General features: G+C 69.2%; 17 protein-coding genes and 1 tRNA gene. 5 read left to right on the top strand and 13 right to left on the bottom strand.

The window, feature by feature from the left end; genetic code table 11:
- Nucleotides 1-9: 9 nt before the first annotated feature.
- The 6 genes from AC1DTW_RS02565 to AC1DTW_RS02540 all read right to left on the bottom strand — a co-directional run bounded on the left by AC1DTW_RS02565 (nt 10) and on the right by AC1DTW_RS02540 (nt 5,526).
- A complete protein-coding gene (locus AC1DTW_RS02565; protein WP_477978811.1) occupies nt 10-1,224 on the bottom strand; it encodes an AI-2E family transporter in 1,215 nt (404 codons plus the stop codon).
- Between the two features lie 231 nt (nt 1,225-1,455).
- Entirely contained in the window at nt 1,456-2,163 is a 708-nt protein-coding gene (locus AC1DTW_RS02560) for a Crp/Fnr family transcriptional regulator (RefSeq protein WP_477978809.1), read from the bottom strand.
- Nucleotides 2,160-2,981 (bottom strand): response regulator, encoded by an 822-nt coding sequence (locus tag AC1DTW_RS02555; RefSeq protein WP_477978807.1) that lies wholly within the window; start codon nt 2,979-2,981, stop codon nt 2,160-2,162. Before AC1DTW_RS02555 ends, AC1DTW_RS02560 begins: the two co-directional genes overlap by 4 nt.
- The gene (locus AC1DTW_RS02550) at nt 2,978-4,642 is read right to left on the bottom strand and encodes a hybrid sensor histidine kinase/response regulator (protein ID WP_477978805.1); all 1,665 of its coding nucleotides are present in this window, start codon (nt 4,640-4,642) and stop codon (nt 2,978-2,980) included. Before AC1DTW_RS02550 ends, AC1DTW_RS02555 begins: the two co-directional genes overlap by 4 nt.
- 293 nt (nt 4,643-4,935) lie before the next feature.
- Nucleotides 4,936-5,094, bottom strand: coding sequence for a DUF3309 family protein (locus AC1DTW_RS02545; RefSeq protein WP_477978803.1), 159 nt, complete (start codon nt 5,092-5,094; stop codon nt 4,936-4,938).
- 30 nt (nt 5,095-5,124) lie between these two features.
- Nucleotides 5,125-5,526 (bottom strand): hypothetical protein, encoded by a 402-nt coding sequence (locus tag AC1DTW_RS02540; RefSeq protein WP_477978801.1) that lies wholly within the window; start codon nt 5,524-5,526, stop codon nt 5,125-5,127.
- Between the two features lie 333 nt (nt 5,527-5,859).
- On the opposite strand from AC1DTW_RS02540, the gene AC1DTW_RS02535 reads away from it, so the two are divergent.
- The 3 genes from AC1DTW_RS02535 to AC1DTW_RS02525 all read left to right on the top strand — a co-directional run bounded on the left by AC1DTW_RS02535 (nt 5,860) and on the right by AC1DTW_RS02525 (nt 7,428).
- Nucleotides 5,860-6,555 (top strand): Crp/Fnr family transcriptional regulator, encoded by a 696-nt coding sequence (locus AC1DTW_RS02535; RefSeq protein ID WP_477978799.1) that lies wholly within the window; start codon nt 5,860-5,862, stop codon nt 6,553-6,555.
- 222 nt (nt 6,556-6,777) lie between these two features.
- The gene (locus AC1DTW_RS02530) at nt 6,778-7,086 is read left to right on the top strand and encodes a hypothetical protein (protein ID WP_477978797.1); all 309 of its coding nucleotides are present in this window, start codon (nt 6,778-6,780) and stop codon (nt 7,084-7,086) included.
- Between the two features lie 87 nt (nt 7,087-7,173).
- Nucleotides 7,174-7,428: a hypothetical protein gene (locus tag AC1DTW_RS02525; RefSeq protein ID WP_477978795.1), complete on the top strand. Its 255-nt coding sequence runs from the start codon at nt 7,174-7,176 to the stop codon at nt 7,426-7,428.
- A gap of 54 nt (nt 7,429-7,482) precedes the next feature.
- Here the strand turns inward: AC1DTW_RS02525 and AC1DTW_RS02520 are convergent.
- From AC1DTW_RS02520 to AC1DTW_RS02505, 4 genes are all read right to left on the bottom strand, one after another.
- A tRNA-Arg gene (locus AC1DTW_RS02520) sits at nt 7,483-7,557 on the bottom strand.
- Nucleotides 7,558-7,625: 68 nt separating this feature from the next.
- Nucleotides 7,626-11,825, bottom strand: coding sequence for a translocation/assembly module TamB domain-containing protein (locus AC1DTW_RS02515; RefSeq protein WP_477978793.1), 4,200 nt, complete (start codon nt 11,823-11,825; stop codon nt 7,626-7,628).
- On the bottom strand, nt 11,825-13,708 hold the full coding sequence (locus AC1DTW_RS02510) for an autotransporter assembly complex protein TamA (RefSeq protein WP_477978791.1): 1,884 nt from the start codon (nt 13,706-13,708) through the stop codon (nt 11,825-11,827). The genes AC1DTW_RS02515 and AC1DTW_RS02510 overlap by 1 nt, the downstream gene beginning before the upstream one ends.
- A complete protein-coding gene (locus tag AC1DTW_RS02505; RefSeq protein ID WP_477978789.1) occupies nt 13,705-14,877 on the bottom strand; it encodes a vWA domain-containing protein in 1,173 nt (390 codons plus the stop codon). The genes AC1DTW_RS02510 and AC1DTW_RS02505 overlap by 4 nt, the downstream gene beginning before the upstream one ends.
- A gap of 140 nt (nt 14,878-15,017) precedes the next feature.
- Between AC1DTW_RS02505 and AC1DTW_RS02500 the strand changes: the two genes are divergently transcribed.
- Nucleotides 15,018-16,202 carry a GGDEF domain-containing protein gene (locus AC1DTW_RS02500; protein WP_477978787.1) on the top strand — a complete coding sequence of 395 codons (1,185 nt, stop codon included), beginning with the start codon at nt 15,018-15,020 and terminating at the stop codon, nt 16,200-16,202.
- Here AC1DTW_RS02500 and AC1DTW_RS02495 read toward each other — a convergent pair.
- From AC1DTW_RS02495 to AC1DTW_RS02485, 3 genes are all read right to left on the bottom strand, one after another.
- Entirely contained in the window at nt 16,199-18,229 is a 2,031-nt protein-coding gene (locus AC1DTW_RS02495) for a dipeptidyl-peptidase 5 (protein ID WP_477978785.1), read from the bottom strand. The genes AC1DTW_RS02500 and AC1DTW_RS02495 overlap by 4 nt on opposite strands.
- 15 nt (nt 18,230-18,244) lie before the next feature.
- On the bottom strand, nt 18,245-18,850 hold the full coding sequence (locus AC1DTW_RS02490; protein ID WP_477978783.1) for a GNAT family N-acetyltransferase: 606 nt from the start codon (nt 18,848-18,850) through the stop codon (nt 18,245-18,247).
- Nucleotides 18,851-18,930: 80 nt separating this feature from the next.
- Nucleotides 18,931-19,785, bottom strand: coding sequence for an AAA family ATPase (locus AC1DTW_RS02485; protein ID WP_477978781.1), 855 nt, complete (start codon nt 19,783-19,785; stop codon nt 18,931-18,933).
- A gap of 108 nt (nt 19,786-19,893) precedes the next feature.
- Here AC1DTW_RS02485 and AC1DTW_RS02480 point away from each other — a divergent pair, with 108 nt between their 5' ends.
- A complete protein-coding gene (locus tag AC1DTW_RS02480) occupies nt 19,894-20,553 on the top strand; it encodes a c-type cytochrome (RefSeq protein WP_477978779.1) in 660 nt (219 codons plus the stop codon).
- Nucleotides 20,554-20,577: the final 24 nt, after the last annotated feature.

Raw genomic sequence — 20,577 nt, 5'->3', positions numbered from 1 at the left:
TCTCCTTCGTTATGCCTGCATGTTGCGTGCGTCCCAATCGCTCGTCTGTTCGCTGTCGCACTCAGCGAGTGCGATCTTCGCGATTTCGTTTCCACCGCCGAGCAGTTCGCCGATGGGCTTCAGGTCCTCGACCCGGTCGCACACCGCCTTGATCGCCATCAGCATCGGCGCGCCGAGCAACAGCCCCCAGATGCCCCACAGCCAGCCCCACGCGAGCACGCCGATGAACACCACCACGGCACTCAGCCGGCTGGTGCGGCCGGTGAGCCAGGGCGCGACGAGATAGCCGGACACGATGTGCAGCCCGATCGAGACGCTCGCCACCAGCAGCGCTTTCTCGATCGTGCCGAACTGGGTCAGCGCGACGACGGCCGACACGCTGCACAGCGCGATCGACCCGATGTACGGGACCAGGTTGAGCACCGCCGCAGCCACACCCCAAACCGCGAAGTGCTTCATTCCGATCATCCAGAACGCGCCTGCCGTGGCCGCCCCCACGGCGGCGCTGGTCAGGAGCTGCATGACAAGGTAGCGCTGGATCTGCTGACTGATCTCGTTGAGCGCCTGCACAGTGATCTTGCGTCGGCCGAAGGTCGGCCCGGCAATGCGCACGAGCTTCCGGCGGAAAGCGTCGCCCGAGGCCAGCAGGAAGTACGTGATGACGCAGACGACGATGCACTGCGCCAGCATCTCCGCCAGACGCAGGCCGCCGACGAACACGTAGTCCTTGATGTTGAAGGGTGCCTTCTCGATCTGCACCCGTGCGACGCCCTTGCCGACCGCGCTTCGAGTGGCGTCGGCGGCCGCCGCCTGCTCCAGTTGTGTGGCTGCCTCCTGCATCCTGTCGAAGTTGTTGTCGGGCCGGTTGCGCGGACTGTGCAGCGACTGCTTCAGCTTGCGCGCCACATCGGGCAGCGACTCGATCAGGCTGTCGGCGTCGTCGCGCAGCGCGTAGGCGCCCCAGCCGACTGCCGACAGGATGGCGATCAACAGCAGTGCGGCTGCCGCGGGGCGCGGCAGCCGCCATCGGCTCATCAGGTCGACCACCGGTGTCAGCGCGTAGCTGAACATCGCGCCCATCATCAGCGGGATGAACACGGCGCTGGCCCAGTGCAGGGCGAACAGACACAGCAGCGCCGCGATCACGGCCAGCGATGCGCTGCGAACGTTCACCGGCATGTGCAGCAGCACGCGGCCCTCGGCCGGCTCGTCGGCATGCGGCATGGCGATGTTCCTTGGGTTGTGACTCGTGCCGCCGGTGCGGCTGCGCATCTCTGTCTCGCTCAGGATGCAGCGCATGCCCGCCGGCGTCTGTGCGCCCACGCACGGAGTCTTTCGCGCGCCGTGTTGGCGATCGCACAGACGACCTGGCCGCGGCGGCGCAAAGTGGCGTCACACCCGCAGCCCCTCGCCGGGGTTCCGTACGAATACCGGCGGCGTCGTGACGACGCGCCGCTACGGGGCAGCGGCCTGCAACGCGGGCGACAGCAGCCGGTCGAGCTCGGTGCGGACCACCGCATAGCACTCGCAGGCGCATGCCTGCAAGCCGCGCGGGTCGAGGACCGAAATGTGCCCACGCCGGTAGCGGATGTAGCCCAGGTCCTGCAGCTTGCCCGCCGCCTGGGTGATGCTTTCGCGCCGCACACCGAGCAGGCCGGCGAGCAGCTCCTGGGTCATCACGAGCTCGCCCGTCGGAACGCGATCGGCAGCCGCGAGCAGCCACCGGCTCAGCTGCTGATCGACGGAATGGTGGCGATAGCACGCCGCCGCCTGGGCCAATTGCGTGATCTGCGCCTGCGTGTAGCGCAGCAGCGCGCGGTGCAGCGGGCCGCCGCGGTCGAACTCGCGCATCAGCGATCGGCGCTCGAGCCGATAGCCGTGACCGCCCGAAGTGACCACCGCCGAGCCGGGCGTGCCGCCGCCGCCCATGAACATCGGCACGCCGATCATCCCTTCGTGGCCGACCGCCGAGGTCTCGGCCGACGCGCCGGACTCCGTCACGTAGTGCAACGACACGACCGAGGTCGTTGGAAAGTAGGCGTGCCGCAACGGCTCGCCGGCTTCGTAGAGCATCTCGCCCAGCAGCATCGGAACCAGCTCCAGGTCCATCGAGAGCGTGTCGAAGGCCGCCGCAGGCAGCGCAGCGAGGAGTTGGTTCTTCATCGGTCGGCGGTCATCTCCACCCCGACGCCGCGATAGCCCAGGAATCGGCACGCCTGATCGAACAGCGGCTGGCCGCTGACGCGAAACTGCCGCTGCAGGCCATCGTCGTCGCGACGGTGCAGAACAAAGTCGATGAACGGCTTGCGTGACGCGATCGTGGCCTGGAGCGCCGCCCGCTCGGCTTCGTCCCAGCCGCTCGAAGGCGCGCCCGCACGGTCGGCGCCCGACGACGCAACATGGAGGCCGAGTATCTCCAGCACAGGGCCTGACACCTTCGTGAACTCGCCGCGTTCGTCCTGTTCCCAGTGCCAGTCGGAGGCCAGCTCGGTGAGGCTTCGATAGCGTGCCTCGCTTTCGCGCAGCTCGGCAGTGCGCTCGGCCACCGCCTGTTCCAGGTCCTTGCTGTAGGCCTCGAGCCTGCGGTAGAGCAGGCGCACTTCCAGCATGTTGTGAATGCGCGTCTTGACCTCGATGAGGTCGAACGGCTTGCTGATGAAGTCCTTGGCACCGGCCTGCAGAGCGCGCAGCTTGTGGGCCGGTTGGGCCGTCAGCACGATGACCGGCAGATAGCTCTCGGTCTGGTTCGTCTTCAGGCCTTCCATCACGCCGAAGCCGTCCAGCAAGGGCATCTGCAGGTCGAGCAGGATCAGGTCGTAACCATTGCGCAGATGCAGCGCACACACCTGTGTCGGGTCCATCGTCGAGCTGACGTTGCCGTAGCCCGCCTCGGCGAGCAAGCGGCTCAGCAGGCGCACGTTGGCCGGCTGATCGTCGACGATCAGGATCCGGGCCGCCAGGATGTCGCATTCGAGTGTCATTGGCTCGTCTTTCCGAACGCCAGAGCGAGGTCAAGCGTCTGCATGAACTCGCCGACCTTGATCGGCTTCGTCAGGTAGCGGAAGAATCCGGCTTCCAGACCCTTCTCGATGTCCCTGGGCATCGCGTTCGCGCTGAGCGCAATCACCGGGATGTGCGCGGTGGCTGGGTCGCTGGCGAGAATCTCGAGCGCCGCGAGGCCGCTGATGCCGGGCAGGTTGATGTCCATCAGGATGACGTCCGGCATCGCGGCGCGTGCCAGCTCGACGCCACGCCGGCCGTCCTTCGCGCTCAGCAGGTGGATGTCGGGCCGGCGCGCCAGCAGCCGCGCCACCAGCGTCAGATTTGCCGGGTTGTCTTCGACGCACAGCACCGTGCGCCGCTGCGTGCCGGCAGCAAGGACGGTCGCTGCCGCCGCGGTGTCCGGAGCGGCCGCGGGAGCGGCATCCGTGTTGGCGGCTGCGTGCAGATCAATCCAGAACACGCTGCCCACGCCGACGCTGCTTTCGGCCCCGATCTCGCCGCCCATCAGCCCGACCAGGCGCTTGCTCACGACCAGGCCGATGCCGGTGCCTTCCTGCACGCCGGCTTCCTGGCCGAGGCGATTGAAGGGTTGGAACAGTTGAGCCAGCTTGTCGGCCGACAGCCCTTCGCCGGTATCCTGAAAACTGATGCGGATGCGCTTGTCCGGCCGCGTGCTGCAGTGGACCTCGACGGTGCCGCCGACCCGGTTGTACTTGATCGCGTTCGACAGCAGATTCACGAAGATCTGCTTGACCCGCGTGCGATCGGCCTGCACGTACAAAGGCGCATCCGAATCGGCGAAGTTGACCCGAATGCCGCTCTTGCGCGCCTGCGGTTCGATCATTGCCTGGCAATCGTCCAGCACTTCGGCCAGCGCCATCGGTTCGCACGAGATCGACAGCCTGCCCGACTCGATCAACGCGAGATCGAGAACTTCGTTGATCAACTCGAGCAGGTACCAGCCGGCCTGAAGAATCTGGTCGATGCTGTCCTTCTGCTCCGCCGTGGGCGGCGGCGAGCCGGAATCCATCAACTGCGCGAACCCGAGGATCGCGTTGAGTGGCGAGCGCAGCTCGTGGCTCATGCTGGACAGGAAATCCGATTTGGCCAGGTTCGCGCTCTCGGCCGCGACCTTCGCGCTTTGCAGCTCGAGGTTGGTTTCGTGCAGCGCGCGGTCGAGGCGTTGCTGCTCGGCCTCGACTTGCTTGCGCGCGGTGTTGTCGGTACCGATCAGCAGGTAGCCGATGATCGCGTTCCGCGCGTCACGCAGCGCCGTCACCGACACGACCGCGGGCAAGCGGCTGCCGTCGCGGCGCAGATAGGTCAGCTCGTAGATATCTTCGATCCCGCGCGACGCCTTGAAGACCAGGGCTTCGAAACCCGGCGCGATGGCGGTCGCGAACTCGGCACTGAGGGCCTGGGCGCGCAGGATGAGTTCCTGCGGATCGGAAAGATCGGCCGGCGTGATCGTGTTCAACACGTCCGCGGCGGCATAGCCGAGCATGCGTTCGGCGCCGATGTTGAAGAGCTGGATGACGCCCTTGTCGTCGGTGGCGATGCTCGAGAAGTTGGCGCTGTTGAGAATCGCCGTCTGCAGCGCGCCGGTCTTCAGCAGCGCGGCCTGGCGCGGCAGTTCCACGGTGCGTTCGGGCTCGTCGGTGACCGGAGGAGTGAAGGCTGGAGCGATGGCACGTCTACCGGTTGGGGCACGGCGGGGGCGGTGCGGTGACGGACAGTGCGCGCTCGCGGCCGCCGCGTCTGTGCGCTGCCCCACACAAGCCCGTCGGGGGCGTCAGGACGTGTGCCAGCTCGCTTCGGTGTCGACGAATTCCTGCTTGGCGGGTGACGCCTTCCGGTGCGCACGGGACGTGGCAGGACCCCCGGCTCGGCGTTGCAGAACGCCGAGGAGCCAGACCGTCAGGCCCGCAAGGCTCACAGGCGCCCGAGCAACAGCAGCACGACGAGGATCACGACGATCAACCCCAACGCACCGCTGGGGGCGTAGCCCCAGCTCCGGCTGTGCGGCCAGGTCGGAATCGCCCCCAACAGCATCAGGATCAACAGGATTAGCAGGATGGTGCCCAGACTCATGACGATCTCCTTGTAGACGAGCTGCGCAGACTAGATGGGCCGTGAGAACGAGTCGGTGCGTTGGCGAACACATCGATCGAGTTCGTGCGTCAGCGTGGCGTGCAGCTGGTCCAGTGCCGCCACGCACTCCAGCACGCTGGCCTGGACGCGGCCCGCTTCATCGTCCCGCCGGGCCCGAGATGCCGCGACGGGGCACTCGCCGACCGTCTGCCGCAGCCTGGCCTTGACGGCGCCCAGCAGGATGTCCCAGTCCTCGATTGCGACGTCCGACGACGGGTCCGGCCGCGACGCGCGTGCCAACGGTACGACGTCTGCTTCGACACAGGGCTCGCGGTCCCGGGACCGACCCTGCGGCGCGAGGGCTGCGGAGGTCTGCTCCGACGGTGCGGTGGGCATCGGCGTCGGGGTCGGCAGGGGGCAGAGCAGCATCATGTCGGAACCCTCGCTAGACAGGTGGATGGACCGCGCCGACGATCGGCGTGCGCGTCGCAGCGGCATGTGACGGGCGCGGATCACACGCCAGCGTGGACTGTTTATAGCAATGCTTGAGTGCCCGGTCTGTGCGTCGGCGAACGGAGCAGGTGGTCACTGCGATGGTGACGCCGCCGCGGTCCTTCGCATCGAGTCTGTACGGCGGCGCACATAATGTGGCATTGGGCCTGGTGCGCCCCCATAACGCGACACTCGGGCCACACTGTCGATGCGTGTGGTCCTTGATGTTGGGCCCTCCGGAGATCACCGACAACCATGGTCGCCGACGCGAGAATGAACCATTTGCTCGCGGCGCTGCCGGACGCTGAATGGCAGCGCTGGTCACCGCAGCTGGAGCCGATCGAGATGCCGCTGGGCCAGGTGCTGTATGAATCCGGCAGTACGCTCAGCCACGTGTACTTTCCGACCACCGCGATCGTCTCGCTGCTGTACGTGATGGAAGACGGTGCCTCGGCCGAGATCGCGGTCGTCGGCAACGAGGGCCTGGTCGGTATCTCCTTGTTCATGGGCGGCGAATCGACCCCCAGTCGCGCGGTCGTGCAAAGCGCCGGCCGGGGCTTTCGCCTGAAGTCGCGGGTGATCAAGGAAGAATTCAACCGCGCGCCGGTGCTGCACCTGCTGCTGCGCTACACGCAGGCGCTGATCACGCAGATGGCACAGACGGCGGTGTGCAACCGCCACCATTCGCTCGACCAGCAGCTGTGCCGCTGGCTGCTGCTCAGCCTGGACCGGCTGCAGGGCCTCGAGCTGGTGATGACGCAGGAGCTGATCGCCAACATGCTCGGCGTGCGCCGCGAGGGCGTGACCGAAGGTGCGCTGAGGCTGCAGGGGGCCGGGCTGATTCGCTATGCGCGCGGCCGCATCACGGTGCTGGACCGCGCGGGCCTGGAGCAGCGGACATGCGAGTGCTACGCGGTCGTGAAGAAGGAGTACGACCGGCTGCTGCCGCCACTCGACCTCACCCGCTGACCAAGATCGCCTGCGTCGGGCGCGATGCGTCGTGAAGATGATCTTCGTCCGCCACCCCGCGGCTATCGCCGTGCAGCGAGCGGAGTGGGGCCGCTCAACCGGGGGGTATGTGTGCCAACGTACAGAGCTGACGCCACGTTGTCGCGATAGTGAAGCGGCGATTGCATTCGAGGGGTTCCGACTTCCGGCCCGCCGAACATCGCAACCTGTCCGGAGTGATGCATGCAGAATTTTCTTTTCACCGTCGACTACACCCGCACTGACTGGATCAAGCGGTTTGCCTACCGCTTGATGCTGTGCCGAAACGAGTTCGACACCCCCTCGGCTCTGCTGGTCGCCGACACCCAGTTCGATGGCCTGCGCGGCAGCGAGCCCGAGATCGCCGCCGAACGCTTTGTCGATCGATCGAATCAGTCACCCGCGCTCTCGCGCCTCCACTATCGAGACGAACCCAGTGTCGCGCGACGCTCCGGCGGAGTCCCGGCTCCGCAGCTCAGCAGGACTCGTGTGAACGCTACAGCAGTCGAGTGACGGCGATCGGGATCAGCCGCCGGCGCAGATGTGCCTTCGGACAAGTACCCGGTTCGCGGACACGATGGCCCGCCATAGGGAGACCCAATGCTCGCCCAGGACACCTGCGATGCGACTGCACCCGGCGACACGGCCACGATCAGATTCGACGGGTCGACTGACGATCTGGAAGCATGGGAAGACTTCGCAGTGCAGGTCCGTGTGATCGACCACATGGTGCGACAGGGGCTTCTCACTATCGGCTTCCGGCACGTCGAGACTCAGACCGGCAGACGATACGTGGACATGGTGACGTTCACGCGGCTTCCCTCAGCTTCATCTTCTCCGGCGGCAGCGCCATAGCGCCCCCTCAAGGTCGATGTCCTCCCAGTGCGCCACCTTTTGGGAGAAGGTCGTTGGTCCCGCCGACAGGAATCGAACCTGTATTTGCCGCTTAGGAGGCGGCCGTTCTGTCCATTGAACTACGGCGAGCGGGCCGCGCGAATTCTCGCATCAGTGCGCCGCGTGGCTCGGGGCGCCCGGCGGGCCGGGCATGCCGCCTATTTCCAGCGCCAGGTCCAGATCAGGTCGAGTGAATTGTCTTCGCCCGACTGCGCGCGCAGCGTGAAGCGGCGGGCGATGCGGTAGATCAGCTGGAAGCTGCCGGTGGTCGCGTTCAGGCCGCGCTCGTAACCGACGTACCAGCGCTTGGACAGCTGCTTGCCGAGCGCGATCACGGTTTCGCGCACCTCGCCGTCGGTCTGGCGCACCGAGATCTCGTCGAGCCCCAGCGCCTTCGTGATCTGGTCGGTCGGGCCACCGCCTTCGCCGGCCAGCAGCGCGAGCGCAGCGCGCTGCAGCAGCGCGGTCTCGGCGCGGCCCAGGCCGTCGCTGGCGCGGCCCATCACGAGCCAGCTGAGCTTGTCGATCTCCGACATTTCGGGTTCCGAGAACAGCCGCACCCGCGGGTTCGCCGGCGTGCCGCTGATGATCACGCCGACGCGGGTGTCGATGTTCGGGCGCGTCGCCTCGATGTCCAGGCGCGGGTTCTCGACCGCGCCGTTGAACGTGACCTGGCCGCGGTCGATGCTGAGCTTCTGGCCGTAGGCCGCGTAGGTGCCGTCGGTGGCGCGCACGCTGCCGTTGACTGCGAGCCGGCCGCCCGGCGAGGTGATGTGCAGTTCCCCGCGCAGCCCGGCGTCGAGGCCGCGGCCGCGCACGCGCAGCTTCTCGCCGAGGTCGACCCGCAGGTCGAGCGCCACGTCGCGCGGCGGTGCAACCGGCGACAAGGTCGGCGCGCCGCTCGTCGAGGCGGCCGCCGAAGCCGCGGCGGCGGGCGAGGGCACGTCTTTCGCGCGCACGACGACGACATCGCTCGACAGCGTCGGCGCATCGCTGCGCGTGAAATCGATCAGGCCTTCGTCGACCGCGAACTTGCCGTCGAACGCCAGCGACCGCTTGTCGAGCCGAAGCTGCCCGCTGCCGCTGGCGACGATGCGCCGGTCGACGCGGCCGAGCAGCTGGAACTTGTCGGCCGTCAGCTGCAGCACGGCCTTCGGCGCCTCGCCGAGGCTCGCATCGCCGGCGAGCTTGAGGGTGCCGGCGCCGGCCTTCGCGGTGAAGCGCTCGATGCGTGCGCTGCTGCCCTGCAGATGGATCGCGACATCGCCGTCGCTGACGTTGACGCCCTGCAGGAAGTTGCGCACCGACAACCTGGTGCCCTCGATCTCGCCGGTGTATTCGGGCGCGCCGAAGCGCCCGCCGAAGCTCGCGCTGGTGTGCAGCGCGCCGCCCAGGCGCCAGCCCGGCGGCACCCAGTTGCCCCAGGTGCCGAGCTCGTCGACGCGCAGTTCGAGCACGCCCTGCAGCGCGGCGTCGGCGCTCGGCCAGGTCGCCTGCGGCGCGGTGCGCACGACTTCGGCGCCGGCGACGACGCCGAGCGTCTTGCCGGCCAGGCCCTGCGTGAAGCTCCAGGTGCCGTTGTCGGCGACGAGGCCGAAGCGCAGGTCGGTCAGGCCGAGCGCGCGGGTGCCGAGCTCGTCGGTCACGCTCAGGTCGCCGCTGCTGCGCTCGATCACGATGTCGGCGCCGAAGGCCGGCGCGGGACGGGTGGTCGTGTGCAGCTTCAGGTGGCCGGCGATCGTCAGGTCGCCGCCCCAGCCGAAATCGGGTTGCGCGCGCGCCAGCAGCGGCGCGATGCGCAGCGGCTCGAGCTCGGCCTCGGCATCGACCTGCGCGTAGCCGCCGGGCAGCGCGGCGGCCTGCCACGCGATGCGGCTCCAGCGGATGGCGCCGCCGAGCAGCTCGACACGGCCCGGCTGCACCTCGGCGCGCGGCGCGTCGCCGGCCCAGAGCGCTTCGAGCGCGATGTTCTGCGCGTGCAGCAGCGGCGCGCTGCCGGCGGCGTTGCCGCGCACGTCGATCTGCTGCAGCGTGCCGCGCCAGCCGCCGAGCGCCGCGCCGGCCGCGTCGACAAGGCCGCCCTGCGTCTGCAGCACGGCGACGGTGCGCGATGCGGCCGGCGCCGTCGATGCCGCGCCGCTGCGCAGCGATTCGGCCCAGGCCGGCGGACGCGCCTTCGACTCGGCACGCATCGAGAGCGTGTGCGCGCGGCCGGTGCCGTTCAGCTGCAGCTGCAACGTTTCGAGCGACGGGCCGGGCGCGCCGCCTTGCATCAGGCTGGCCTGCGCCAGCGTCGCGGTCGCCTCGACCTTCGCGTCGGCCGAGCTGCCGAGCGTCCAGCTCGCCTGCGCGCTCTGCAGCGCGAACGGGCCGGCGCGCAGCGCGTTCGCGTCGAGCCGGCCTTGCGTCGCGAGCGCGGGCCAGCGGCCGCTGACGTGGGCCTTCGCGTTCAGCGTGCCGGCCAGTGTCGCGTCGCTGCCGGGCGGCAGCGCGAGACGCAGCAGGGGCGCGAGGCGGTTCAGCGCGGGGCCGTCGAGGCTGAGGTCCCAGGCGTCGGCGCTGCCGTCGCCGCTGGTCGCGAGCCGGCCGTCGGCGCGCAGTGCATTGCCGTCGGCTTCGAGCCGCAGGCTGGCCGCGGCCGGCGCGCCGGCGCTGCCGCGCCAGTGGGCTTCGCCGACCAGCGGCACGCCCGCGAGCAGGCTCTTGTCGAAGTTCACGCGCGCCTGGCCGCGCAGCGCCGCGAGCTCGGCCAGCAGCGGGCGCGGCGGCGTCGCCGGCGCGGGCAGGTTCAGTTCGACACCGGCCTTCGCGTTGAGCCGCGTGTTCGCCTTGCGCCACGGTGAATCGTCGCGGCCGGGCCACCACACGGCGGGATCGAAGTCGACCAGCGTGGCCTGCGCCTTCACGGCCCACGGCGCCTCGGCCGCGGCGCGTGTGACGAGGCCGGCAACGGTCGCGCGCGCGCCGCCGGCCGCCGCCTCCAACGAGCGCAGCTCGACGCGCAACGGGTGCACGCCGGCATCGAGTTGCAGCCGCGCCTCGCGCGCCGGGCCGCGCTCGGTCAGCGCGCCGACGAGCGCCGCCTTGATCTGCACGGTCGGGTCGGAGGGCGCGCCGCCGCTCAGGGTCAGCGGCCCGCTCAGCCGCATCGCCGGCGCGCGCGCGTCGAGCTGCGCGGGTTGCAGCGCGGTCAGGGTCGCCGCGAGATTCCAGCGTTCGGGCGACCAGCGGCCCGCGCCGGTGATGCGGCCGGCGCCGGCCTGCGCGGTGCCGAGTTCGGCGTTCAAGGTGCGCAGTTCCAGTTCGCTCGGCCGATCGGGGCGCGCGCCGAGTTCGAACGTCAGGCGCTGAACCGGCAGGCGGCCCTCGTTCCAGCGGCCCGCGAGGGCGTTCGTCAGTTCGAGTGCGACCTTCGCCGGCTGATCGGCCGCGGTGCTGGTCGCGATGGCCTGCGCGCTGAGCGCGGTCGCGGGCGCTGCGCTGGCGAACGCCGACAGGTCGAGCGCCGTCGTGCTCGCATGCAGGTCGCCGAGGGGCCAGCGCGCGAACGGCCGCAGCGTGGCCCGCGCGTCGAGCGCCTGCGCTGGCCGCTGTGGCGACGGCGCGGCGCGCAGCGTCGCCTGCAGCTGCGGTGCGGCGAGCGGGCCGGACAAGGTTGCGCTGGCGTTCCACGCCGGCAACGCCTCGGCGGCCTGCTGCGCGAGCGCGATCGACGCGTCGAGCGCCATCGGGCCGGCGCTGGCGATGCGCAGGTTGCCGCTCGCGCGCAGCCGATCCCAGGTCAGCGCGAGACCGTCGACGCGGTGTTCGGCGCCCTGGTTCGCGCCGAGCTGCACGCGCGCCGCGAGCTCGCGGATCGGCTGGGCGCCGAGCGCGCTCGCGTGCAGCTCGCCGACGCGCAGCGCGCGCAGGTCGAGCTCGATCGGCAGTTGCAGATCGGTCGGCGCTTGGGTCGGTTCGGTGCTTCGGCTCGGCACGAGCGCGATGTCGATGCGCTCGGCGCCGAGCGCATCGAGCCTGACCCGCAGCCAGCGCGGCGCCGAGGCGCGCTCGATGCGCAGGCCGCGCCACGCGAGCTGGTGCAGCGTGACGGCGCCACCGCCCGGAATCTGAACCACGACGCGCCGCGCCGCGAAATCGCCGAGCAGCCGGCCCTGCGGCGCCTCGACCTGCACGCCGGGCAGCATCGACAGCAGCCACGCGCTGCCCGACTCGCTGCGCACGGCCCACCAGCCGCCGCCGACGAGGCCGGCCAGCAGCACGAGCACGAGCAGCAACAGCGCGCCGGCGACGCGCCATCCGAGCCGCCGCCGGCGCGGTGCCGGCACCGCGGCCATCGGAGCGTTCGCCGCGTCCATCAGAATGCGATCCCGACGCTCAGGTGCAGCCGCACCTGCCTGACCTGCTGCCCGTAGGCCACGTCGACCCGCAGCGGCCCGACGGGGCTGCGCCAGCGCAGGCCGACGCCATAGCCCACCGCGGGCTTCAGGTCCGTCCATCGGTCCGCCGCGTTGCCGGCATCGATGAACGCGGCCCACCAGTAGGCCGGATATTTCGGCGCGATCGGCCGCGCGATCTCGACGCTGCCGGTCAGCAGCGTGCGACCGCTGATCGTGACGCCGTCGATCGTCGGCCCGAGCGTGCGGTAGCCGTAGCCGCGCACCGAATCCTCGCCGCCGGCGCGGAACAGCAGCGTGTCGGGCACGCCGACCGGATGACGCGTGAAGACCTGCCCGCCTTCGACGCGCGCGCTGCCGTACCAGCTCGAGCCGAGTGGCTTGTACCAGGTCAGGCGCGCGTACAGGCGCGCGAACGGGCCGCGGTCGTTCACGACCGGCTCGCCGAGCACCGCCTGGCTGCCGCGCGCATAGCCGAGCGCGACCTGCGCCGAAGTCGTCAGACCCTGGGTCGGCAGCAGCACGTTGTCGATGTTGCGGAAGATCCAGTGGTAGTTGGCCGAGACGGCTTCGGCCTGGCTGGTCAGGACTTCGTTGCTGTCGACCCGCGCATGCGTCAGCTCGGCGAAGTAGAGGCGCTCGATGCGCGGCGTGTCCTGGGCACGCCCGACGCGGGCTTTCCAGCTCAGCTGTTGCTGGTCGTCGGTGCGCAGTTTCGTCGCGGCACCCGAGACGAGGTTGCGGTACAGGTCCTCGAGCGGATAGGAGCTCAGCTCGCCCTCCCAGGCCTGGTTGTCCGGGCCGAGCTGGAACTTGTTCTTCGCGATCAGGCGCCGACCGAACAGGCGCCGGTTCGTGTGCTCGAACGACAGCCGCGCCCCGGTGTTGGCGCTGTAGCCGATGCCGGTCGTCGCCTGGTGCTGCTGCAGCTCCTTCACGCGCACGAGCACCGGCGCGGCGGCGGCGGTCTGCGGGTCGGCATCGAGCTCGACCGAGGCACCCTCGAACAGGCCGACCTTCTGCAGCCGCTCCTGGAAGTCGAGCAGCCTCTTCTCGCTGTAGGGTTCGCCGGGGCCGAAGGTCGAGAGCTTGCGGATCGCATCCTCGTCGTAGCGCTGCACGCCTTCGATGCGGATCGTGCCGAGCCGGAACAGCGGGCCGCTGTCGAGCACCGCCGCGAGGTCGGCGCGGTTGCGGACCGCGTCGACGCGCGCGTTGGTGCTGCTCCAGCTCGCGGCCGCATAGCCGTCGGCGCGCAGCCGCGCCAGCGTCGTGTTCTTCGCGTCGGACCATGCGCTCTGGCGAAACGCCGCGCCGGTGCGCAATGGCCATTGGTCGCGCAGCGCCGCGAGTTCGCGCTGCGCGGCGGCGTCGCCGCCCGCGGCGGCCTGCTGCAACGGGCCGCTGGCATCGACGCTGAATTCATGCACGGTGGTGCGCGGGCCGGGCTCGACGCTGACGCGCAACAGCGGCAGCCCGCCCTCGGTACCGGCGCGTGCCGCGCTGACCTCGGCGTTGAAATAGCCCTCGGTCTCGAGCAGCTCGCGCGCCTGGGCCGGCGCCGCGCGCAGCAGGCGTTCGAGCTCGGTCGCGTCGACGCCTTCGGTCGCCGGCGCGCTCTGGAAGCGCGCGAGGTCGAGGTAGTTCAGCAACAGCGCGCGCAGCGGGTCGGGGGCCCGCACGTCGAGCCGGTAGTCGGCGCGCTGCACCGGGGCCGAGGCGGGAGCGCCCGGCGCTGCGGCGGCATCGGGCTTGTCCGAACCGAAGGGCAGCATCGCGCAGCCCGCCGTCAGCGCCACCACCACCGCGGTCAGCGCGGCGCGCAGTGCGCGACGCAGGGTCATTTGCTCAACAAGCGCATGGCCCCTTCCAGCCCGGCCAGGGTGAGCGGAAACATGCGCTGGTTCATCAGTTGCTGGACGACCGCGATGCTTTGCCGGTAACCCCAGACGCCTTGCGGCTCGGGGTTGATCCAGGCGAACTTCGGGAACGCCTGCGTGAGCCGCGCGAGCCACTCGGCGCCCGGCTCCTCGTTGTTGTATTCGACGCTGCCGCCGGGCTGCAGGATCTCATACGGGCTCATCGTCGCATCGCCGACGAAGATCAGCTTGTAATCCTTGTTGTACTTGCGGATCACGTCCCAGGTGCTGAATTTTTCGCTGTAGCGGCGCCGGTTGTTCTTCCACATGAAGTCGTAGACACAGTTGTGGAAGTAGTAGAACTCCAGGTGCTTGAACTCGGCCTTGGCGGCGCTGAAAATCTCTTCGACGCGGTGGATGTGCTCGTCCATCGTGCCGCCGACATCCATCAGCAGCAGCACCTTCACCTTGTTGTGGCGCTCGGGCACCATCTTGATGTCGAGCCAGCCGGCGTTCGCCGCGGTGCTGCGGATCGTGTCGTCGAGGTCGAGCTCTTCTTCCGAGCCTTCGCGCGCGAAGCGGCGCAGGCGGCGCAGCGCGACCTTGATGTTGCGCGTGCCGAGTTCGAGCGTGTCGTCGTAGTCCTTGAACTGGCGCTGGTCCCAGACCTTGACCGCGCTCTTGTTGCGGCTCTTGTCCTGGCCGATGCGGATGCCCTGCGGGTTGTAACCGTAGGCGCCGAACGGGCTGGTGCCGCCGGTCCCGATCATCTTGCTGCCGCCTTCGTGGCGCTCCTTCTGCTCCTCGAAGCGCTTCTTGAGCGTTTCCATCAGCTCGTCCCAGCCCATCTTCTCGATCGCGGCCTTCTCCTCGGCGCTGAGTTCGAGTTCGAGCTTCTTCTGCAGCCAGTCGAGCGGCACTTCCTGCGTGAAGTCGGTCAACATCTCGACGCCTTTGAAGTAGGCAGCGAAAGCGCGGTCGAACTTGTCGAAGTTGGCCTCGTCCTTCACCAGCGAGGTGCGGGCGAGGTAGTAGAACTCCTCCACGGTGTTGTCGATCACGCCGGCCTGGATCGCCTCGAGCAGCGTCAGGTATTCCTTGACCGAGACCTTGAGCTTGGCGGCGCGCAGCGTGAAGAAGAAATTGATCAACATGGCGGTCGACTCGGGCGGCGATTTCCCTATTGTGACGGCAGGGGTCGTTCGTGCACTCTTCGGCTTTCGAGCCAGGGGCATACTGCGCGACGCCGGGATGCACCGTGGGCCGACGACGGGATCCAGCGACTGGAGTGGGCTTGAAAGATACCGCTACCGTGCTGTTGCTGATCGCCCTGCAGCAGGGCCTGTGTGCGCTCGGCTGGTGGGTGGCCGGGCGCTGGCTCGGGCTGGGCCGTGCGGTGGCGCGGCAATGGGCCGCCTCGGCGCTCGCGTCGGCGAGCGGGCTGGCGCTGATCCTGCAGCGCGGCGCCTGGCCGCCGCTGCTGACCTGGTACGCGGCCAACCTGCTGATCCTGCTCGCGTTCGTGCTGGTCCGCCGCGGCCTGCAGGTCTTTCTGCGCGTCCGCGTCTCCGACGCCGAGCATGCCGCGCTGCTCGCGCTCGACGCGGCGCTGCTGCTGTATTTCGGGCTGATCGCGCACGAACTGAAGTGGGCGGTGATCTCGGTCTCGGTGCCGATCGCCTGGACCCTGCTGCGCGCCGCGTTCGAGAGCCACCGCCGCCTCGCCGCCGAGGATGCGATCGGCGCCGCGCGCGCGGTCGCCGTGCCGCTCGGGCTGCTCGGGCTGATCTTTGTCGCCCGCGTCGTGGTCGGGGTGCTCGCGCCCGAGGTCGCGGCGCGGCCGCTCGACGAGGCGAATGCCTTCAACACCGCCGCGGCGATGACCTTCATGGTGGTCGGGCTGGTGCTCAACATGGCGCTGGCGCTGCTGGTCGTCGGGCGCATGGTGCGCAGGCTGCGCCAGCGCAGCCTGCGCGACGCGCTGACGGGGCTGCTGAACCGCCGCGCGCTCGGGCCCCTGCTGCGTCGCCAGGTCGGGCGGCTGCGCAGCTACGGCGAGACCTATGCGGTGCTGATGGTCGATGTCGATCACTTCAAGCTGATCAACGATTCGTTCGGCCATGCCGCCGGCGACGCCGCGCTGATCGAGCTCGCCCGGCTGATGCGCCAGGCCGCGCGCGAGGTCGATCACATCGTGCGCATGGGCGGCGAGGAGTTCTGCGTGCTGCTGCCGCACACCGACCTCGACGGCGCACTGCGGCTCGGCGACCGCCTGCGCGAGGTCGTGCGCGGCGCCGATCCGCGCGCCTGCGTGCCGATGACGGTGAGCGTCGGCGTCGCGGTCGCGCACTCGGCCGACGAGCCGGCCGACGCGGTGATCGCGCGCGCCGATGCGGCGCTGTACCGTGCGAAGGCTGCGGGGCGCGACCAGGTCGTGCTCGCCGACCCGCCCGCGCCGCCGGGGCTTCAGCCGGCTTAGGTCTTCCGACGCGCCGGCGCCGGCTTGGCCTTGACCGCCGGGTCGTGCCGCTTCAGCCAGTCGAAGAATTCGCGGTACCAGAGCTGCGAGTTGCGCGGCTTCAGCACCCAATGGTTCTCGTCGGGGAACCACAGCAGCCGCGCGTCCACGCCTTTGGCCTTCAGTGTGTTGTAGTAGGCCAGGCCCTGCTGGTCGGGCACGCGGTAGTCGAGCGCGCCGTGGATCACGAGCGTCGGCGTGCGCATCGCGGCGACGAAGCTGCTCGGGCTCTGCGCCTGTATCCGGGGCTGATCCTCCCAGTACCAGGCGCCGAGCTCCTGCGCGTGCCAGGTGTAGGCGTCGTCGCTGAACATCGCGGTCCAGTCGAAGCAGCCAGCGTGGCAGATGTAGGCCTGGTAGCGGCCCGGCTTCACGTGGCCGTTCATCCACGCGACCATGAAGCCGCCGTAGCTGCCGCCGCTGGCGAACACGCGCCGGCGGTCAGCCCAGGGCTGCTTCAGCAGCCAGTCGGTGCCGGCCTCCACATCCTGCAGCTCGAGCTCGCCCCAGCGGTGCGTGATGCTGTCGAGGAACGCGTGGCCGAAGCCGCTCGAGCCGTGGTAGTTGACGCACGCGACCACGTAGCCCTGGGCCGCGAACGCATGCGAGTTCCAGCGGTAGTGGAAGGTGTCGCCGGCCGCGGCGTGCGGCCCGCCGTGCACGTTGTGCAGCACGGCGTGCTTCTTCTTGCGGTCGAAGCGCGGCGGGTAGGTCAGCCACACCTGCACCGGCTCACCGCCCGCGCCCTTGACCGTGACCTCCTCGACCTCGCCGAGGCGGAACCCCGCCAGCAGCGCATCGTTGAAGGCCTCGAGGCGCAGCGGCGCGGCGCCGTGGCGTGCGGCATGCACGCGCGCCGGGTGCAGCGCCGAATCGGCGACGCTCGCGACCACGCCCCCGGCCACGTCGAAGCCCTGCACCCAGCCGCCTTGCACCGCGACGCTCGCACTGCGGCTCGCGATCGCGTAGCGATACAGGTTGCGGCGGCCGCGATCCTGCGCGCCGAAGTACAGCGCGGCCGCGTCGTCGGACCAGCGCAGCGGGCCGTCGACCGAGTGGTCCCAGGCGTCGCTGAGCAGCTGCCAGTGCCCGCCGCGCTTGAGCAGCGCGGCGTGGTTCGGCATCGTGTGCTTCTTGCCGGTGTGCGCCGCGGTCATCGCGATGTGGCCGCCGTCGGGGCTGTAGCGAGGCGCGTCGAAATCCCAGTCGGGATCGGCGGTCAGCGCCGCGAACTTGCCCGTGGGCAGGTGCAGTTCGACGAGCCGCTTGCGATTTTCGATGCGCTTTTCGGGCTGCGGGTCGAACGCGAAGACGAGGTGGCGGCCGTCGGGTGCGATGTCGAAGAAATCGGCGTTCGGGCTGGCGCGCGGGATCTCGTAGCCGGTGCCCTCGAACAGGTCGGTGACGCGGCCGCTGGCAATGTCGAGCACATGCAGATGCGGCACCCGGCCCATCGGCAGGTTCTCGTCCCAGAAGCGGTACTGCGCTTCGCTGGTCGCGTAGCCGGTGGCCTTGCGATCCTTGAACTCCTTGTGCTTCTTCGCCTGCGCCTTCGTGCCCTTCACATCCGGCCAGACCCAGGCGATGAACGCGATGCGCTTGCCGTCGGGGAACCATTTGAACGCTTCGATGCCGGGCGCGAAGGCGCTTATGCGCCGCGCCTCGCCGCCGTCCGGCGCGATCAGGTAGAGCTGCGGCGAGTCGTCCTTCTTGCCCTGCTGCTCACGCTTGGCGACGAACGCGATCTGATCGCCGAGCGGCGACCACGCCGCCTGCCCGTCCTTCTCGCCGCAGCTCGTCAGGCGGCGCGCAGCGCCGCCGAAGGTCGACAGCAGCCACAGGCTCGCCTGCGACTTGTTCTCTTCCATCGAGTAGCTGCTGACCGAGCAGACGGCCTGCGCACCGTCCGGCGCGAGCGAGAGGCCGCCAATGCGCTCGAATTTCCAGAGATCGTCGACAGTCAGGGTCTTCTTCTTGTTGTCGGTCATGGGGTTCGCTCGTCCCTAATCAACAAAGCGCGGCTTGTCGAGCTGCCAGCGCAGGTGCGCGGCGACCGTCGGCCATTCGGCCTGCGTGATGCTGTAGACGCAGGTGTCGCGCAGCGTGCCGTTGCTCGCGCGCTGGTGGTTGCGCAGGATGCCGTCGAGCTTCGCGCCGAGGCGCTCGATCGCGCGGCGGCTCTGCTGGTTGAAGAAGTGGGTGCGGAACTCGACCGCGATGCAGCCCAGGCTCTCGAACGCATGGCCGAGCAGCAGCAGCTTGCACTCGGTGTTGAACGGGCCCCGCTGTGCGCTGCGCGCGGTCCAGGTCGAGCCGATCTCGACGCGCTTGTGCACCGCGTCGGCGTTCATGTAGGTCGTCATGCCGACCACGCGGCCGCTCGCATCGCGGGTCGTGAACGGCAGCATCGAACCTTTGGCCTGCAGATCGAGCCGGCGCGCGATCTCGGCGCCCATCGTCGCGGCGCTCGGGATCGACGTGTACCAGAGCCGCCAGAGCTCACCGTCGCTCGCGGCCGCGATGAGCTCGTCATGGTGCTCGGGCGCGAGCGGTTCGAGCGCGCAGTGCGTGCCGTTCAATCGGGTCGGCGAGAGCAAGCTGGTCGTCATGTCAGTACCGCCCGGCCGCCCGAAGGTACTGACACGCCCCCTCGGGGGGCAGTGAACGAAGTGAACGTGGGGGTTTCATCCTAGCGGTTGTTCCGCTGCATGAACACCAGCTTCTCGAACAGCGAGACGTCCTGCTCGTTCTTCAGCAGCGCACCGACCAGCGGCGGCACGGCGACCTTGTCGTCCTTGCTCTGCAGCACCTCGAGCGGGATGTCTTCGGCGAGCAGCAGCTTGAGCCAGTCGAGCAGCTCGGATGTGCTCGGCTTCTTCTTCAGGCCGGGCAGGTTGCGCACGTCGTAGAAGTTCTTCAGCGCGGCGCCGAGCAATTCCTTCTTGAGGTTCGGGAAGTGCACGCCGACGATGCTCTTCATCGTGTCGGCGTCCGGGAACTTGATGTAGTGGAAGAAGCAGCGGCGCAGGAACGCGTCGGGCAGCTCCTTCTCGTTGTTCGACGTGATGAACACCAGCGGCCGGTGCACCGCCTTGACGAGCTCGCGTGTCTCGTAGACGTAGAACTCCATCCGGTCGAGCTCGCGCAGCAGGTCGTTCGGGAACTCGATGTCGGCCTTGTCGATCTCGTCGATCAGCAGCACCACCGGCTGCTCGGCCGTGAAGGCCTGCCACAGCACGCCCTTGACGATGTAGTTGTGGATGTCCCTGACCTTCGACGAACTCTCGACATCGGCGAGCTGGCTGTCGCGCAGGCGGCTCACCGCGTCGTATTCGTACAGCCCCTGCTGCGCCTTCGTCGTGCTCTTGATGTGCCACTGCAGCAGCGGCATGCCCAGCGCAAGCGCCACCTCCTCGGCCAGCATCGTCTTGCCGGTGCCCGGTTCGCCCTTCACCAGCAGCGGCCGTTTCAGGGTGGCCGCGGCGTTCACCGCAAGCATCAGGTCGGGCGTGGCGACGTAGTTTTCGGAGCCTTGGAACTTCATCGGGGAGGGGCCGCGAGGGTGTGGTTTGGGTGTGTCGGGGCAGTATAAGGGGCCCCCTATAATCGCCGGCTGACCCACAAACGCGCCGCCACTCCGCCTGCTGGAACCATGAAAAACCTCGTCCGTTCGATGATCGCGCTGGTGACCTTGCTGGGCACGATGAGCCTGTCGCCGAGTGCGTTGGCGCAGAGCGCGCAGGCCGGCGAGAAGAAGGCGGCGATGTGCATCGGCTGCCACGGCATCCCCGACTACAAGGCGAGCTTCCCCGAGGTCTACCGCGTGCCGATGATCGCCGGCCAGAACGCGAAGTACATCGCGTCCGCGCTGACGCAGTACAAGAAGGGCGACCGCAAGCACCCGACGATGCACGCGGTCGCCGCGTCGCTGAGCGACCAGGACATCGCCGACCTCGCGGCGTTCTACTCGACCGAAGCGAAGTCCGAGCCGGTGCCCGCCGCGCTGTCCGGCACGGTGCCGGCCGACGTCGCCGCGCTGCTCGCGAAGGGCAATTGCGCGTCGTGCCACGGCGCGAATTTCTCGGCGCCGATCGACCCGAGCTACCCGAAGCTCGCCGGTCAGCACCCCGACTACCTCTATGTCGCGCTGCGCGAATACCAGACCGACAAGAACCCGCTCGTCGGCCGCAACAATGCGATCATGATGGGCATGGCGCGGCCGTTCACGCACGACGAGGCGAAGATCCTCGCGAAGTATTTCGCGTCGCTGCCGACCGAGCTGAAGACGGTGCCGCAATCGCGCTTTCGCTGACCGACACCACCCCGCCCGAGGCCG

The sequence above is a fragment of the Rhizobacter sp. P5_A1 genome (assembly GCF_056400745.1).
This window is presented reverse-complemented; position numbering and strand designations above follow the sequence as displayed.

Coding starts and splice junctions, on each gene's coding strand:
- AC1DTW_RS02525 (WP_477978795.1), top strand. CDS start 7,174: ATGCTCGCCCAGGACACCTGCGATGCGACTGCACCCGGCGACACGGCC.
- AC1DTW_RS02480 (WP_477978779.1), top strand. CDS start 19,894: ATGAAAAACCTCGTCCGTTCGATGATCGCGCTGGTGACCTTGCTGGGC.
- AC1DTW_RS02565 (WP_477978811.1), bottom strand. CDS start 1,224: ATGCCGCATGCCGACGAGCCGGCCGAGGGCCGCGTGCTGCTGCACATG.
- AC1DTW_RS02490 (WP_477978783.1), bottom strand. CDS start 18,850: ATGACGACCAGCTTGCTCTCGCCGACCCGATTGAACGGCACGCACTGC.
- AC1DTW_RS02485 (WP_477978781.1), bottom strand. CDS start 19,785: ATGAAGTTCCAAGGCTCCGAAAACTACGTCGCCACGCCCGACCTGATG.
- AC1DTW_RS02560 (WP_477978809.1), bottom strand. CDS start 2,163: ATGAAGAACCAACTCCTCGCTGCGCTGCCTGCGGCGGCCTTCGACACG.
- AC1DTW_RS02540 (WP_477978801.1), bottom strand. CDS start 5,526: ATGATGCTGCTCTGCCCCCTGCCGACCCCGACGCCGATGCCCACCGCA.
- AC1DTW_RS02545 (WP_477978803.1), bottom strand. CDS start 5,094: ATGAGTCTGGGCACCATCCTGCTAATCCTGTTGATCCTGATGCTGTTG.
- AC1DTW_RS02555 (WP_477978807.1), bottom strand. CDS start 2,981: ATGACACTCGAATGCGACATCCTGGCGGCCCGGATCCTGATCGTCGAC.
- AC1DTW_RS02495 (WP_477978785.1), bottom strand. CDS start 18,229: ATGACCGACAACAAGAAGAAGACCCTGACTGTCGACGATCTCTGGAAA.
- AC1DTW_RS02505 (WP_477978789.1), bottom strand. CDS start 14,877: ATGTTGATCAATTTCTTCTTCACGCTGCGCGCCGCCAAGCTCAAGGTC.
- AC1DTW_RS02510 (WP_477978791.1), bottom strand. CDS start 13,708: ATGACCCTGCGTCGCGCACTGCGCGCCGCGCTGACCGCGGTGGTGGTG.
- AC1DTW_RS02535 (WP_477978799.1), top strand. CDS start 5,860: ATGAACCATTTGCTCGCGGCGCTGCCGGACGCTGAATGGCAGCGCTGG.
- AC1DTW_RS02515 (WP_477978793.1), bottom strand. CDS start 11,825: ATGGACGCGGCGAACGCTCCGATGGCCGCGGTGCCGGCACCGCGCCGG.
- AC1DTW_RS02530 (WP_477978797.1), top strand. CDS start 6,778: ATGCAGAATTTTCTTTTCACCGTCGACTACACCCGCACTGACTGGATC.